General features: G+C 38.4%; 13 protein-coding genes. 3 read left to right on the top strand and 10 right to left on the bottom strand.

Going from position 1 to position 15,403, the window contains the following annotated elements:
• The first annotated feature begins 192 nt into the window (after positions 1-192).
• On the top strand, positions 193-4,479 hold the full coding sequence (gene dnaE, locus CA2015_RS09865) for a DNA polymerase III subunit alpha (RefSeq protein ID WP_048641752.1): 4,287 nt from the start codon (positions 193-195) through the stop codon (positions 4,477-4,479).
• An 88-nt stretch (positions 4,480-4,567) separates the two neighbouring features.
• Positions 4,568-4,888 carry a thioredoxin gene (gene trxA, locus CA2015_RS09860; protein WP_048641751.1) on the top strand — a complete coding sequence of 107 codons (321 nt, stop codon included), beginning with the start codon at positions 4,568-4,570 and terminating at the stop codon, positions 4,886-4,888.
• A gap of 95 nt (positions 4,889-4,983) precedes the next feature.
• Here the strand turns inward: trxA and CA2015_RS09855 are convergent, their stop codons facing one another.
• The 9 genes from CA2015_RS09855 to CA2015_RS09815 all read right to left on the bottom strand — a co-directional run bounded on the left by CA2015_RS09855 (position 4,984) and on the right by CA2015_RS09815 (position 14,412).
• Complete coding sequence (locus CA2015_RS09855) at positions 4,984-6,225, bottom strand: amidohydrolase/deacetylase family metallohydrolase (protein WP_048641750.1); 1,242 nt, start codon at positions 6,223-6,225, stop codon at positions 4,984-4,986.
• 3 nt (positions 6,226-6,228) lie between these two features.
• Positions 6,229-7,452 (bottom strand): aminotransferase class V-fold PLP-dependent enzyme, encoded by a 1,224-nt coding sequence (locus CA2015_RS09850; RefSeq protein WP_048641749.1) that lies wholly within the window; start codon positions 7,450-7,452, stop codon positions 6,229-6,231.
• 51 nt (positions 7,453-7,503) lie between these two features.
• Entirely contained in the window at positions 7,504-8,034 is a 531-nt protein-coding gene (locus CA2015_RS09845) for a RidA family protein (protein ID WP_048641748.1), read from the bottom strand.
• Between the two features lie 56 nt (positions 8,035-8,090).
• Positions 8,091-9,338 carry an amidohydrolase/deacetylase family metallohydrolase gene (locus CA2015_RS09840; protein ID WP_048641747.1) on the bottom strand — a complete coding sequence of 416 codons (1,248 nt, stop codon included), beginning with the start codon at positions 9,336-9,338 and terminating at the stop codon, positions 8,091-8,093.
• Between the two features lie 12 nt (positions 9,339-9,350).
• Positions 9,351-10,037, bottom strand: a complete 687-nt coding sequence (locus CA2015_RS09835) for a carbohydrate-binding family 9-like protein (RefSeq protein WP_048644462.1) — start codon at positions 10,035-10,037, stop codon at positions 9,351-9,353.
• A gap of 101 nt (positions 10,038-10,138) precedes the next feature.
• Entirely contained in the window at positions 10,139-11,899 is a 1,761-nt protein-coding gene (locus CA2015_RS09830; protein WP_240477957.1) for a c-type cytochrome, read from the bottom strand.
• 478 nt (positions 11,900-12,377) lie between these two features.
• Positions 12,378-13,268, bottom strand: coding sequence for a MerR family transcriptional regulator (locus CA2015_RS09825; protein ID WP_048641746.1), 891 nt, complete (start codon positions 13,266-13,268; stop codon positions 12,378-12,380).
• Positions 13,261-13,710, bottom strand: a complete 450-nt coding sequence (locus CA2015_RS09820) for a sterol desaturase family protein (RefSeq protein WP_048641745.1) — start codon at positions 13,708-13,710, stop codon at positions 13,261-13,263. Before CA2015_RS09820 ends, CA2015_RS09825 begins: the two co-directional genes overlap by 8 nt.
• 51 nt (positions 13,711-13,761) lie before the next feature.
• Positions 13,762-14,412 (bottom strand): carotenoid biosynthesis protein, encoded by a 651-nt coding sequence (locus tag CA2015_RS09815; RefSeq protein WP_240477956.1) that lies wholly within the window; start codon positions 14,410-14,412, stop codon positions 13,762-13,764.
• A 146-nt stretch (positions 14,413-14,558) separates the two neighbouring features.
• On the opposite strand from CA2015_RS09815, the gene CA2015_RS09810 reads away from it, so the two are divergent.
• Complete coding sequence (locus CA2015_RS09810; RefSeq protein WP_048641743.1) at positions 14,559-14,864, top strand: DUF4286 family protein; 306 nt, start codon at positions 14,559-14,561, stop codon at positions 14,862-14,864.
• Between the two features lie 17 nt (positions 14,865-14,881).
• On the opposite strand, the gene CA2015_RS09805 is transcribed toward CA2015_RS09810, so the two are convergent.
• A complete protein-coding gene (locus tag CA2015_RS09805; protein ID WP_048641742.1) occupies positions 14,882-15,388 on the bottom strand; it encodes a hypothetical protein in 507 nt (168 codons plus the stop codon).
• Positions 15,389-15,403 lie beyond the last annotated feature (15 nt).

Below are 15,403 nucleotides of genomic sequence, written 5' to 3'. Positions count from 1 at the left end.
GGATATAAAGACGACGTTTAGTTATGGTAAAGTCAAGGTTGACTGATTTTCTATGACGTTTAGCTGGTTTAAAAATGCCTATTGCCTAATTAGAGTTTAACTTCTATTTTGGATAAACCACATGATCAATCAACGGTAAAAAAAGCTGTGTATTGAATCCTATACCCAAACATTGATCCTCAAAAGATATATATGTACCTAATATTTGATACTGAGACTACTGGACTTCCGCGCAATTACAATGCGCCCATGTCTGACCTTGACAATTGGCCACGTTTGGTTCAACTGGCCTGGCAACTTCATGACGAAAAAGGCCGACTTGTTTCGAACAATAACTTTATAGTAAAACCTGAAGGATTTACCATTCCCTATAACTCGGAAAAAATACATGGTATTTCCACTCAAAGAGCCATCGATGAAGGACATGAACTAAGTAAGGTTCTAGAAATTTTTGAAGAAGACCTCCGCAAAACAACCTATCTCGTTGGTCATAATATTGGCTTTGATATCTCCATTGTAGGGGCTGAATTATTGAGAACCAACAAGTCTATTAAAGACTTGGAAAAAGAGCCACTTGATACGAAGGATATTTCTACTGAATTCTGTGCCATTCCTGGAGGGAAAGGTGGGAAATTCAAATGGCCTACCCTGCTTGAACTTCACAATAAACTATTTGGAGAAGGTTTTGGCGACGCCCATGATGCTGCTTATGATGTAGATGCTACTGCTAAAAGTTTTTTCGGGCTTATCAAGGAAGGAGTTCAGCCTCCTGTTGAAGGCGTAGAACTGGATGAGATAATTTATGAGGCTCCAAATCTGGAGGCCGCTAATTTTGCTGCCGCAAAAGACGATGTCAAAGTCACAGCCCAAAAGGTCCTTAAGGCCGCCAATCGTGCGGACATTTCAGATCTTAAAGACACGCTTTTTACTCACCTGCATGTCCATACCCAATTTTCTATTCTCCAATCTACCTCAGAAATACCTGCCGCTATCAAAAGGGCAAAAGAATTAGGGATGCCAGCATTGGCCATGACAGATCATGGCAATATGATGGGTGCCTTCAACTTTGTTCGTGAGGCATTTAATAATGACATCAAACCAATAATCGGCTGCGAATTCAACCTTTGTCGAGACCGGAAGAATAAGTCCAATAAAGACGATGGATACCAAACTGTTTTACTGGCAAAAAACAAAGCAGGTTACCATAACCTGGCTAAACTTTCTTCCTATGCCAATATAGAGGGTTTTTATTATGTGCCTCGGATAGATAGAGAGGTGCTGGTTCAATATAAGGGTGACATCATTGCTACCACGGGTGGACTTTGGGGTGAAATCCCTTACCTCATCCTCAATGTGGGTGAAACCCAGGCTGAAGAGGCTTTTGTATGGTGGTTGGATCAATTTGGAGAAGATTTTTATATAGAGCTTAACCGTCATGGTATTCCCGAGGAGGAAAAAGTGAATGAAGTGCTCCTCCAATGGGCAGAAAAATACAAGGTGAAGTACTTCGCTGCCAATAATACCTATTACAATGCTCAGGAAGATGCTAAATCACATGATATTTTATTGTGTGTGAAGGATGGAGAACTGGTAGAAAAACCTAAGAAATACATAGGAAAGAGAGGCCGGGAATATCGATATGGTTTCCCGAATGATGAGTTTTATCTCAAATCCCCTGAGGAGATGAAGAAGCTTTTTGCTGATTTACCGGAAGCCATCTTATGTACAGAGGAAATTGTAGAAAAGATTGAGCCTTTCAAACTGGCTAGAGAAGTTTTGCTGCCAAAATTTGATATTCCAGAACAATTCATAGACTCTAAAGATGATGAAGATGGGGGAAAAAGGGGAGAAAATGCCTTTTTGCGTCACCTCACTTATGAAGGAGCTAAAAAAAGATATGGAGAAATAACAGATGAGATAAGGGAAAGGTTGGATTTCGAATTGGAGACTATCGAAAGAACCGGCTATCCAGGTTATTTCCTTATTGTACAAGATTTCACCAGTGCTGCTAGAGAAATGGGGGTCTCAGTAGGGCCTGGAAGGGGTTCTGCCGCCGGTTCTGCAGTAGCCTATTGTGTGGGCATCACCAATGTGGATCCAATTGCCTACGACCTACTTTTTGAGAGATTCCTAAACCCTGATAGGGTGTCACTACCCGATATTGATATTGACTTTGATGACGAAGGGAGACAAAGGGTAATCGACTATGTTATAGAGAAATACGGAGCCAATCAGGTAGCCCAAATCATTACTTATGGAACAATGGCAGCCAAATCTGCCATTCGTGATACTGCAAGGGTACTCAACCTTCCCCTTCCTGAAGCAGATAGGCTTGCCAAACTTGTGACGGATATCAAACTTAAGGCCCTTTTTGAATTGGCCAATGACCGTACCAAGCTATCAGCCAAACTTAAAAACAACAATGATAATTTAGAGAAAGCATTGGAGCTTATCCGAATTTCAAAAGGAAATGACGAAAGTTCGAGAACGATTAATCAGGCCAAGGTCCTGGAAGGCTCTGTAAGAAACACAGGTATACACGCCTGTGGGGTTATCATTACACCGGATGACATTACCAATTTTGTCCCTGTAGCACTTGCTAAGGATTCTGAAATGGTATGTACCCAATTTGATAACTCCGTTGTTGAAAGTGCCGGCTTACTTAAAATGGACTTTTTGGGTCTGAAAACCCTAACCCTAATCAAGGACGCGGTAAGGATCATTAAGGAGCGACATGGTATATTACTGGATCCTGAGAACTTTCCTATTGATGATGTAAAGACGTATGAACTTTTCCAAAGAGGTGAAACGGTAGGTATATTCCAGTATGAATCTGCAGGTATGCAAAAATACATGAGGGAGTTAAAACCTACTGTATTTGCTGACCTTATCGCCATGAATGCCTTGTACAGGCCAGGTCCTTTGGAATACATTCCTAGTTTCATTAAAAGAAAACATGGATTAGAGACCATTACTTATGATCTCGAGGACATGAAGGAATACCTGGAAGAAACTTATGGGATCACAGTCTACCAGGAACAAGTGATGCTTCTGTCGCAGAAGCTGGCTGATTTTACCAAAGGTGAGGCAGATGTACTGCGTAAAGCCATGGGTAAGAAACAGAAGAACGTTCTGGATCAGATGAAGCCAAAGTTCGTCAATCAGGCAGCAGCCAAAGGCCACGACAGTAAAAAATTAGAAAAAATATGGAAAGACTGGGAGGCTTTTGCTTCTTATGCCTTTAACAAGTCCCACTCCACTTGCTACGCTTGGATTGCCTATCAAACGGCCTACCTAAAAGCACATTACCCTGCTGAATACATGGCCTCAGTATTGAGCAATAACATGAATGACATTACGCAGGTCACCTTCTTTATGGAAGAATGTAAGCGTATGGGCATTCAAGTTCTTGGTCCTGATGTTAATGAGTCCAAAAGTGATTTTACAGTAAATATGGAAGGACAGGTAAGGTTTGGTCTGGCAGCAATCAAAGGTGCTGGAAATGCCGCTGTACATGCCATAATTGAAGAAAGGGAAAAAGCAGGCCTTTACAAAGACATCTTTTCCTTTACCAAAAGGGTAAACCTCAAAGCAGTCAATAAAAAAACCATGGAAGTATTGGCCATGGCTGGTGGTTTTGATTGTTTTGTAGACTTTCACCGCAGACAATACCTAGAAGCACCCGAAGGAGAGGCTTCTCTTTTAGAGAAAGCCGTAAAATATGCGCAGAAGGTAATTCAAGAAGAAGAAAGTTCACAGGTCTCAATGTTTGGCGGCGGTGGTGGATTGGACATTCCTGTTCCAACTATTCCTCCTATGGAACCCTTTAGTCAATTGCAACAGTTGAATATTGAAAAGGAAGTCGTAGGGCTTTATATTTCTGGTCATCCTCTGGATCAGTACAAGGTGGAGATAGAAGCATTTACCAATACAGGATTACCAGAACTGGCAGATGTCAATAAGCTGAAATCGAAAGGAGATATTAAAATTGCAGGTGCCGTAACCTCCTTTGCCCACCGAACAACTAAAAATGGAAAACCGTTTGGCACCCTTACCATGGAAGATTATCATGGTGGCCATACCTTTTTCATCTTTGGGGAGGATTATGTGAGATTCAAGGAGTATTTCATGCACAACTGGTTTTTATATATTACAGGTGCTATCCATCCAAAAAAATACAACCCTGAAGAATTTGAATTTAAAATCAGCCAAATCACTTTACTAAATGAAATAAGAGGTAAAATGATTAAAGGTTTAAGGGTGCATATAGACCTGGATGATCTTGGATTGGAATTAATGGAAAAATTAGAGGCCATTACCCAAAAATACCAAGGTGATGCTAAATTATATATAAATATTATAGACAATAAAGAGAATTTGACATTGGATCTTATATCCTCCAAGTACAGGGTAGACCCATCAAATGAACTAATCGAAGCATTGAATCAAATCCCCGAAGTTGCCTACAAAATCATTTGACGTAAAAATTAATTTGATCAGTCTGGAACTTATTGATGGTGAAACTGATTAAGTTATATATTTTAATAAAAACCATAATTACATTAAAATGGCAAAAGCAATAGAAATTACAGATAGCAGTTTTGATGAAGTAATCAAATCTGAACAGCCAGTATTGGTAGATTTTTGGGCAGAATGGTGCGGACCTTGTAAAATGATTGGCCCAATAGTAGAAGAACTTGCGGGAGATTATGATGGTAAGGTCACCATCGGTAAAATAGATGTAGATGCCAACCAAGATATTCCAGGCAGATTCGGAATCAGAAGTATTCCAACTCTCTTGATCTTCAAAGGTGGAGAGGTAGTAGATAAAGTAGTAGGTGCAGTTCCTAAATCTGTACTTGTTGATAAATTGGAAGCTCAGTTATAATATTTTCAAATAGTACTAAAGCAAAAAAAGTCCTTCATAATGAAGGACTTTTTTATTTTATCTCAATTAGGCCTAGTCTAAAGGGCCTTCTATTATTATTTAATGGAACGTCCATTTAAATCATAAACCACTTTACCATCTTTAAGGGTTACTTCACACTCTAATTTATTTTCAGAAGGGACTTTTTGTCCAGTTCTATCCCAAAGTGTAAAATCACCTTCTCTAATATTTAAAATGCTAAGGTCAGCTATGGCTCCTTCAGAAAGGTGTCCCAATTCTGTCCTTTGAATGACTTGAGCAGGTTTCCATGTACTTGCTTCTATAACATCAGGAAGTTCCATTCCCATTGCCAAAAAGGTAGTCATTACATTAAGCATGTCTTTCATAGCAGCATTCATACTTCCTGTATGAAGATCAGTACTGATGGTGTTTGGATAAAATCCAGCAGCCAAAGCAGGAATTGCTTGCTTAAATTCGAAGCTAGCACCACCATAACCTACGTCAAAAATGATTCCTCTTTTTTGTGCATCCAAAATAAATGGTTCCAACTCTCTGCTTTCGCGGTTTATCACTGTTTCCCTTGAACCATTAAGTTCAGCATAAGTATGGGTATAAATATCCCCTGGTCTTAATCGCTCAAAAAACAATTCACGAATAGAAAGAGGTTCGAAAGCGGTAGATCCACCGAAATCAACAATTACAGGCATATTAGCAATTCTACCTGCTTCCACCGCTTTGTCAATTGGAATCCAGTCACGGTTACCATAATGCGCTACCTTAAAGCCTACAATGTGTTTACGGTTTTGATTAGCTACCATGCCACTCAATTTGGCATCCATATCGCCCGTATTTTGTTCCCAGGCTCCACCACGCATGCCTTCACCAACGATATTCATAAAACTCAATACCCTAGTTTTGCTTGCGTCTATTACATTTTTTTTGAAGGTATCAAAGTTCTTCCATCCAACGCCACCACAATCAACAATAGTGGTAACACCTACTCGGAAAGTGAAACCATCAGGTGGTAAAGCCGTAAGGCCGTCACTTAAGTAATGGTTTGGTTTTGTACCGTGAAATACATGGCCATGAATATCAATCAACCCGGGAGTTACAACAAGACCATCAGCTTCAATAACTTTGGCCGCATCTTTACCTGCGATTGACTTAGCCACTTTTGCCACCTTACCATCTTTAATGGCGATGTCCATAGTAGCATCAATATTGTTTTTCGGATCAATTAACCTACCGCCTTTGATGAGCATGTCATAGGTCTGGGCACTTACCAAGCTACAGGTAAACACCATCGCAACAAGTAATAATCTATATTTTAATTTCATAAGTTAAACTTTAGCTTTTTGCAATTCTTCAGCAATTCTCTTTGCAACAATTTTTTCTTCTTTTGGTCTCAACATAAATACAGTAAGTTTAACTGCATTATCTCCACCACTTATCACTTCTATAGAAGGACTTCCTTCACGCAATCTTTTGCGTAATTCTCCTTGATCAAGTTTAATTATATTAGGATCCCAACCAATTTGTAAATAAGGTGTATGGTTTGCTACCTCAGGAACGGACACATCTGTACTTACACTTTCAATTCCTGAAACAGCATCGGAAATATGAGCAATTTTATCTTCCCATTCTTTCCATTCTTTGTCATGATCTTTCTTGATATAAGTATCAAGTGCCACATACATGCCAAGGATTTCCTCTTTATTTACTTTCATTCCACGACCAATGGTACCCCCTCTTGGTGGCGCACTTAATCTAGCCGCTTCTATAAGATCTCTTCGTCCCATTAGAATTCCGGCACTTTGTGGTCCTCTAATGGCTTTTCCTCCTGAAACACAAACCAAGTCGAAACCTAAATCATTGTATTTCCATAAATTCTCAACAGGAGGAACATCTGCAGCCATATCAATCATGGTAGGGAGGCCATGCTTTTTAGCCAAAGCAACCCACTCCTCATGCTTAATCTTTCCTGCCGGGCCTTGATAATTTAAGAACCACATCATTGCGGTTTTGTCATTTACTGCTCGATCTACATCAGCGGCAGTTTCTACCTCAACAATCTCAACGCCCGTGTTGGTTAGGGCATGAACATAACCTGTGTTATGCGATTTTTGAACAATTACCTGAGATTTCATTCCTGTTAAATCAGGAAGTTGACTAATTTTTTTTCTGTCTTTTCCAGTAAGCACACCAGCGGTACCCAAAACCATAGCTGACCAGCATCCTGCTGTAACTGTAGCATATTCTGCATGACAAAGCTCAGCAATTTTTTCTCCTACCTTATCCTGAACCTCATCTAGCATTATATAATGATCTGAGGAAAAGTTAATGGTTTGCATCACTTCATCCGGCATCAGTGAAGCTGTCATCGCAGTATAAGTGCCTGCAGCATTAACAAAACTTCTAAGCCCTAACTCTTTGATAACATTCCTTTTAGGAGCGGCCGCCAATGTTTCTCCCTGAGCTGAAGATAGTGGAATGCCTGCGCCAAGTGCTCCTCCTACAAGAGGAAGGGTACCTAATCTTTTTAATAATTTTCTTCTACTTAACATATTAATATTTTTTTGAAGATGATCCGTTTCATTTGTAAATGAAACGCAGAACTAGTCTTCGATTTCAACAATCATTTCAATTTCCAAAGCAATGCCCCCTGGCAATGAACCCATACCTACAGCCGACCTGGCATGCCTTCCTTTTTCTCCGAATACTTCGACCATAAAATCAGAAAAACCATTCATTACTTTAGGTTGATCCACAAAATCGGGACTAGCATTCACCATTCCAAGAACCTTTACAATTCTTGTAACTTTACTTAAATCTCCAATTTCAGCTTTAAGGGAGGTAAGTAAATCAATACCTACCAACTTGGCCGCTGCTCTACCTTCTGTAATCGTCAATTCTGTTCCTAGCTTCCCTGTTACCATTCCACCTTCTGGTTTAACTGGACCATGTCCAGAAAGGAATACCAAATTACCAGTCCTTACTGCTTTTACAATACTGCCTGTGAAAGGAGCCGGGGTTTTCAAAGTAATCCCCATTTCTTTTAACTTTTGCTCAGGACTTTGCTGTGCATTGGATATTGAAGGCAAAGCAACGAGACTAATAAGAAATATAAACACTACTGATTTAAGCATAACAAATTTTATTTTTAGTAATAATTAGGTCAATAATAGATAATTAAAAGGATTTGTTATTCCCATATTTTGGCACCTATTCCATTCAGATCCCAAACAATTCTTCCTGCTCTAAGCGTCAATTCCGTTTCCAATTTCTTTGTGCCTTTATTGGCCGCTCCAGAAGAATCAATAAAACCAAACTGGCCTTCATGCATCCTGAAAATCGCCACATCAGCCTCGGCTCCTACAGAAAGGTTACCCAATTCTTCTCTTTGAATAACCTGTGCAGGTTTCCAAGTAGATGCGGTAATGGCCTCTTGAAGACTCATTCCTAAGTTCATCATTTTAGACACTACATTCAACATGTCTTTCATACCGGCATTCATACTTCCAATATGCAAGTCAGTACTTATGGTATTTGGATAAAAACCTTGTTGTGTTGCAGGTACAGCTACTCTAAATAAGAAAGAACCTCCACCATGTCCAACATCGAATATTAATCCTCTCTTTTGAGCTTCAAACCAATGAGGCCATACTTTACCTTCCGCATTCAAGGTGCCTTCTTTGGGTCCATGTCCGGAGTGGTCTCCACCATACATATGGGTAAGAATATCACCAGGTCTCAATACATCAAATAGTAAAGTGGAAAGTGGTAAAGCAGGATCTGCACCACCTAAATCTACCATCACTGGAACTTTGGCCATTTCACCTGCTTGTACAGCTTTTTTGTAAGGTCCCCATTCATGTCCTCTATAATGCGCGATTTTCACCCCTATAATTTCAGGGTTTTGTCTCGCTATCATGGCTGTCATTTTAGGATTCATGTCTGTAGTGTCCTGCTCTCGAGAGCTAACACCACTCATTCCATCTCCAACAATATTGATAAATACCAACACCCTGGTCTTAGATCGATTAATCACATGTTCTTTGTATTCCTGAAAATTTTTCCATCCAGGACTTCCTGCATCTGCAACAGTGGTAACTCCAGCTCTAAAGGTGAAACCATCAGGAGGCAAAGAAGAAAAGCTATTGCTATAATCTCTATGGGCAACAGTTCCGAAAAAGTGATGGCCATGAATATCAATTAAGCCGGGAGTAACGATTAATCCTTTGGCATCAATTATTTTTTTAGCAGATTTTTCGCTAATGTTTTTGGAAACTTTTGCAATTTTCTGATCCTTAATTGCAACATCCATGACCCCATCAATACTATTCTTAGGGTCGATTACATGACCATTTTTGATCAAAATATCAAAATCCTGGGCATTGACTTGCAAGACAATGGCCATAAAAAGGATAAAGGTAAGCCTTAATAATTTCATAGGTATAGCAGTTTATTGAAAGGTAATTTTTCCGAAATATTTAGGTAAGTGAAAGTCTGGGCGAGGATTAATTACCTCATTCCAGGTATAGTAGTGGGGATTACTGGTTTTGGCAGCAACTTTATAAAAATTGGCCTTCCAGGTCACACCAGGCGCTGGGTTGGTAATATTTCTATGCTTCTTTAACACTGCCAATGGCACCTTGAATTCAATGTACCAGGTAACTGGTTGAGTGATTTCAGGGTCTACCTTATCAGGCATGGTATGCGCAATTTCTATTTGCTTGATTTCTTCAGGTTTCAAAACCTTGAATTCTTTTCTAGGCACTGTAACGTAATGAAACAATGGTACTCCAGAGCAATTGATCTCAAGGTTAAAATATTTCAAAGGTTCATCAGAATCTGGCGCAAAGAAAAATTCCACACAAGAATCTTTAGAAACAGCCCCATTTACTTCCTGAACCAAACACCTCACATAATTGTCCTCCACCTTAAATATGCCATAAATATTGTCCTTATCATACCTTAATTTAACCTGCGTTTTAGGAATGAATTTTTCAGGTTCTGGCCCCATATGAAGTGCGATAGAAGCAGCCTCTACTTCTTGCCATTCAGGTTTATCCCAATTACCATCGATAGTAATTGGTTTATCCACTGATTTCACAATATACTCAGAAACAGGGGAGTTGCTTTCTTTCATGACTTTTGGGTTAGGTCCTTGTATCAGTCCAAATATTACAATTAAAAAGGAGACAATCAATTTCATATTTTAGCTATTTCGTGATAGAGGCGCATAATTGATTATTTAATTTCTTTTCGGGCATTACTTACTTCCACTGCTGAAATACTGGAAGAGTTATTACCAAAGCTTTTTCTTATGTAAGTAAGTACACCTGCTATTTCCGCATCACTTAAGAAGGAATGTGCTGGCATAATGCCATTATACTGAACTCCATCTACTTCGATTTGTCCTTCTAGACCTTGAAGCAAAACATTGATCAGTTCTTTTTTATTTCCTCTTACCCATTTAGTACCGGACAGGGTAGGAAATCTGGTACCATCTCCAAGTCCATTAGCCTGATGACATGTAGCACAGTATACATTATAAGTTTGAGCGCCTACTTCTAACAATCCTTTTTCTAAATTGTCCTTTTCTTCATCCGGCTTCCTAATATTTGTTCTTGATTCTTTTCTTTTAGCAAGCTCTTCTAAATCCCCATCAGAAAAATCTTCCTTATCTCCTGGATACATAATTCTCCAAATTTTCCCTTTTACACTTTCGGTCACATAAAGCGATCCATCAGGTCCCATAGAAAGTCCCATAGGACGAGCGGCTGCATCTCCGGTATTGACAATTGTATCTAATTGTGCAAAACCATCAGCAAATACTTCCCATGGACCAGAAGGTTTACCACCTTCAAAAGGAACGAAACCAACAAAATAACCGGCTTGTGGGTAAGGACCTCTAATGGTACTACCATGGAAAGCAACAAATGCTCCATCTTTATACCGTTCTGGAAATTGATCTCCTGTATAGAAAAAGAGGTCATTAGGTGCATAATGGCCTGGGAATCCCATGATAGGCATTGACACCGTATCAGCCCCTGTGGCTAACTCTTTATCTCCTCCATATTCTGGATTCAATAGTTTTTTACCACGGATTTGGTCATAGTAATAATAAGGCCAACCACCGTTGGTACCATCCTCTACTTTGAAAAACTCTTCTGAAGGAAATACCGCAGACTCCCATCTTGAATAAAGATCCGGCCAAGTTCGGTACAAATTATCACGTCCGTGTTGAACTACATACAGGCTGTTTTCTTTGTCATTCCAATCCATAGCCACCACACTTCTTATTCCAGTAGCATATCGGTAACCATCTTTTTGAGTTTGATTCAGCTTATTTGCATCAAATCTCCAAATACCACCGTGCCACTCAAGTTGAGGACAAGGAAACATGCCTGCCATCCCTGGACGTCTGTTAAATTCCTGGCAAACATCTCCTGGAGAACCAAAGGGAACATACATATTGCCTTCATTGTCAAATGCAAGTGGTTTGGCAATGTGCTCATAACCATGTTCTGCATTTTTGTAATCATCTCTCATGATTAATTCAGCCTCACCTTCAGGTACTAATTTTTCCGGATCTATTCTAATTCGGAAAACATCTCCGGCTGTACTGAAGTACAGGTACCCATTATAGATCTCCATACCTGTACCATAACTTCCAATTTCCGGGTAATCACCGAATACATTGACAATGTCGGCTTTACCATCGTCATCGGTGTCTCTCAAAGCTACTATGCCTTGTCCCTCGTCATTGGCAACTCTAAGCTTAACATAGATATCGCCATTCTCTCTTACAGTAAGATGTCTGGCTCTACCAATACTATCGGCCACTACAACAGCCTCAAATCCTCCAGGTAGCGTTAAACCACCATTATCAGAATCGCCTTTTGGCAACTTCACCTCGGGTTGACAAGCAACCAGCAAGACAAGCCCAAACATCAACGAGAAATACGCGAAGCGATTTATTGCGCTAAAAGAAATATTTTTCATCATATATAAACTATTATCGATTAATCATTTTAATTAAATGTGGGTGATGCTATTATAAATTAGATAGGTAAGTTAACTTGAAATCGTAAAATTTCCTTAGAATACAATCGTAATAATAAAAAAAAATTACTTAAGTGGAGAAAGTAGCATGGAAATGGTTAACGGCTAGAAATGCGCTGTTAATTTTTTAACTTTTAAGACCATTTTCACAGGTATCGAGGTGATTCAATTTTAACCTGTAGTACTTTATTTGTGGTTTCATGTGCTCGTATGTCTTCTTGTTTAATCTGGCTCTAATGAAAGTCAAAGGCTAGAAATGATTAATTAAGGTTGAATTTATTGGCAAAAGTATAAAAAAAGACATCTTTATCAATCAAACATGTTAAATTTTTAACCAATATTTACAAAATTGTAAAACCAATAGAAATACTAGGTTCAAAATCAAACGGTTGTATTATGAAAAAAAAGACCTCAATAGCGATTAGGTTGAGGTCGACGGTAGTAGAAGGATGTATTCTTTTATCTCCTTTAAATATTCCATCAATTGAATATTTGAAGGCAGGTTATATTTCTGTCCAAGAATTTGGTACCCCGAAGCGATAATCTTTGATTTGGGAAATCTTTTCCCTAAAGATTGTAAGTAAGGTTCGACATTTTCGCCAGAAGGATTGGTAGTAATGGCCGTCACCAAAAAGTCAGGATTATGGGCTTTGTACACACTGTTTAGGTCCTCATTGGGCGTATTCTGTCCCAAATAAATCACTTTATGCCCGTATAATTTTAATAAATAAGAAGTGAAAAGTAATGAAATCTCATGCAATTCCTCTTCGGGCAAAAATAATAGAAATTTTTTACCCCCTCCGGTATACACCTGTCCATCAATGGCCACTATCAATTTTTGCCTAACCAGATTAGAAATGAAATGTTCTTGTCCGGGATGAATACTTCCGGTTTGCCAGAGAATACCAATTTTGGATAAAAAGGGATAAATTATATTGAGCATGGTCTGCTCAAAGCCAATTTTGAGGATATTAGTGGATATGATCTTTTCAAACCTTTCTTCATTGAGCTCCACCATGGCTATCACCATGGAATGGATCTGATCGTCATAAGCAAAAGACCGGTCAGTGAGATGAAGCACTTCTGCTTTCATTTCATCCAAGGTCATTTTCGCAATCTTACTAATTTTGAGGCCATTCTCATTGAGCAGCGCAACATTCAAAATTAATTTAAGGTCATCGTCATCATAATACCTGATGTTGGTTTCCGTTCTTTTTGGATTCAGCAATTTATATCGTTGCTCCCAAATTCTGACCGTATGGGCCTTGATACCAGAAAGCTGCTCCAGGTCCTTTATGGAATATTTACTCATTTACCTTTTTTTTAAAGTACTTGTTAGGTACAATGAATAACCCGAAAGAAACGGCCTCGTCTCTTTTCTTGCTTGAATGATGCGCTTGATGCGCTTTAAAAATGCCCAGCAAGTAGCCAGTCTTTGGTTTAGTAAGAAGTTTCACCCTTCTATGAATCAATATATCGTGTAGAATAAAATAGCTTAAGCCGTAAATCGTAATTCCCAGCCCTATCCAAAATCTATAATCCAGGGTATTCACTCCTAAAAAAATTAAAACAATAGCAATACTTGCAAAAAGAAGGGAGAAAAGGTCATTGAGTTCAAAAAACCCTTTAGAATGACTATGATGTGTTTTGTGAATATTCCACAAAACACCATGCATAATGTATTTATGAATAAACCAGCCGGAGAATTCCATGGTAATAAAACCAATAAAAATATAGAACAAAGCGTAAATCATTGTTATTAAAACCCAAGTTGGACGAATTTGTTTAAAGCGATTTTGTGTCTTTTATAAAATCAACGCTAGTGTTGAAAAAAAGAACAACAAATTGAAAAAGAGCACAAGAATAAGTGCATTCTCTTTCTCAAAAGATGACTTTCTGTAAACAATTTGAATTATAAAGGCGACTAAAAACCAGGTAATATAATTTGACAAAGGTATACTTTCTTGATGCCATTCCCAGAAATCCAGGGCAATAGCTACTATTTCAAGACTTAAATCCAACAGAACCATTAAGAAAGCCCCTAAAGCGGATGCAATAAGGTCATTTTTAATCATTTTTTGAAAAATTCCTCCCGTCAGATAAACGAGTAAAAACCAATTTACCCCTATCATCAAAGGGACCCCAAACATTTTTATACCTAAAACATCTCCATAACTGTAATCCCCAAATAGCAAACCGGTATTGACACCAATAATTTCAGTAATCATCCCTACTAAGAATGCAAATAGGGAAAAGCCATAAAAAGCTTTGTTAAAATCACTATGAAAAAAGAGAAGTATACTGGTCACCAACAACAAATGAAAGGGGGTAATCAATTGAAACAATGGTCGACTTTTTTCCCAGTACAAGCCCATCAAACCCACAAGGTGAAGAACAGTAATAAATACTTTGGCTAACTGAGGTTTTTCAAGTTTAAAAAGAGTTGATTTTTCCATATGATTACGCATAGTAAAACAGAAAATTAAATATTGAGCTATAATTTTGTTTTCAATATACTATAAGTGTTTCTTTACATTTTTGTTCGAAAGAATCAAGACGAATTTAATAAAATTGCCTTAAACATGTCATAACTGGTAATCGAATGGTACTTTACAACATAACAATTAATATTGATAATGATAGAGAGGAAGAATTTATCGATTGGATGAAGCAGGAATATTTGTCCAGGATTATGCAAACTGGATTGTTCTACGAAAAACGTTTTTTCCGTCTATTGCACGATGATGGTAGTGGTGGGGTCAATTTTTCTGCTCAATTTTTAGCAGAAAGCATGGAGGATTTAGAGTTTTTCCAAGCAAAGTATGCCCCTCTGCTAAGTGAAATTATAAAAGAAAAGTTTGGAAGCCAATTTGTTTCCTTCCGGTCCGTTTTGGAATCAGTTGACTAATTCAGCATAACAAGGGATTAACTACCTGTTTTCATTAAAAGATCTCCTTTTCTTTTCACAATTAAAATCCCAAAATGCTCATTCAAAATAGATTTACATCTATTTTCTGCAAACAATGCCCGGGAAGGAGTATCATACAGTAATGTCATTCTCAATAGGTTCTTTACATAGGCTGGATTTTGACCTAAAATTTGAACCCATTTTTGAAGTGTCTCTTTCCAATCATCCTGGTATTTCTCAAAGTGACTTTTCCCATCAAACCTAAGTTCCAATTGATTGGTACCAAATCTGTATCTAAAGATACCCGACAGTTGCTTGTAAATAATGGATAAATGATCTTCTGGAAAAGCCTTTTCAGAAAGAATTTTCAGGTAGGTATCATCCTGTAATTCAAGGGGGTTAAAAAGTAATGTAAAGGCTTTTTTCAATTCATCCACCATCATGCCCATCATCTCCTTTTCGATGGCATCCTGTGCCTGTCGAAGGATATAATTTTTATCTAATGGAAATAATTTTTTGTTCATGATTCACCTTTCAGC

It is taken from the genome of Cyclobacterium amurskyense, assembly GCF_001050135.1.
In the GTDB taxonomy this organism is placed as follows: domain Bacteria; phylum Bacteroidota; class Bacteroidia; order Cytophagales; family Cyclobacteriaceae; genus Cyclobacterium; species Cyclobacterium amurskyense.
The sequence above is the reverse complement of the archived record's forward strand: the minus strand, read 5'-3'. Positions and strand labels throughout refer to the sequence as shown.

Excerpts from the sequence above, each read along its gene's own strand:
- dnaE (WP_048641752.1), top strand. The coding sequence starts at position 193 with ATGTACCTAATATTTGATACTGAGACTACTGGACTTCCGCGCAATTAC.
- trxA (WP_048641751.1), top strand. The coding sequence starts at position 4,568 with ATGGCAAAAGCAATAGAAATTACAGATAGCAGTTTTGATGAAGTAATC.
- CA2015_RS09855 (WP_048641750.1), bottom strand. The coding sequence starts at position 6,225 with ATGAAATTAAAATATAGATTATTACTTGTTGCGATGGTGTTTACCTGT.
- CA2015_RS09850 (WP_048641749.1), bottom strand. The coding sequence starts at position 7,452 with ATGTTAAGTAGAAGAAAATTATTAAAAAGATTAGGTACCCTTCCTCTT.
- CA2015_RS09845 (WP_048641748.1), bottom strand. The coding sequence starts at position 8,034 with ATGCTTAAATCAGTAGTGTTTATATTTCTTATTAGTCTCGTTGCTTTG.
- CA2015_RS09840 (WP_048641747.1), bottom strand. The coding sequence starts at position 9,338 with ATGAAATTATTAAGGCTTACCTTTATCCTTTTTATGGCCATTGTCTTG.
- CA2015_RS09835 (WP_048644462.1), bottom strand. The coding sequence starts at position 10,037 with ATGAAAGAAAGCAACTCCCCTGTTTCTGAGTATATTGTGAAATCAGTG.
- CA2015_RS09830 (WP_240477957.1), bottom strand. The coding sequence starts at position 11,899 with ATGATGAAAAATATTTCTTTTAGCGCAATAAATCGCTTCGCGTATTTC.
- CA2015_RS09825 (WP_048641746.1), bottom strand. The coding sequence starts at position 13,268 with ATGAGTAAATATTCCATAAAGGACCTGGAGCAGCTTTCTGGTATCAAG.
- CA2015_RS09820 (WP_048641745.1), bottom strand. The coding sequence starts at position 13,710 with ATGATTTACGCTTTGTTCTATATTTTTATTGGTTTTATTACCATGGAA.
- CA2015_RS09815 (WP_240477956.1), bottom strand. The coding sequence starts at position 14,412 with ATGGAAAAATCAACTCTTTTTAAACTTGAAAAACCTCAGTTAGCCAAA.
- CA2015_RS09810 (WP_048641743.1), top strand. The coding sequence starts at position 14,559 with ATGGTACTTTACAACATAACAATTAATATTGATAATGATAGAGAGGAA.
- CA2015_RS09805 (WP_048641742.1), bottom strand. The coding sequence starts at position 15,388 with ATGAACAAAAAATTATTTCCATTAGATAAAAATTATATCCTTCGACAG.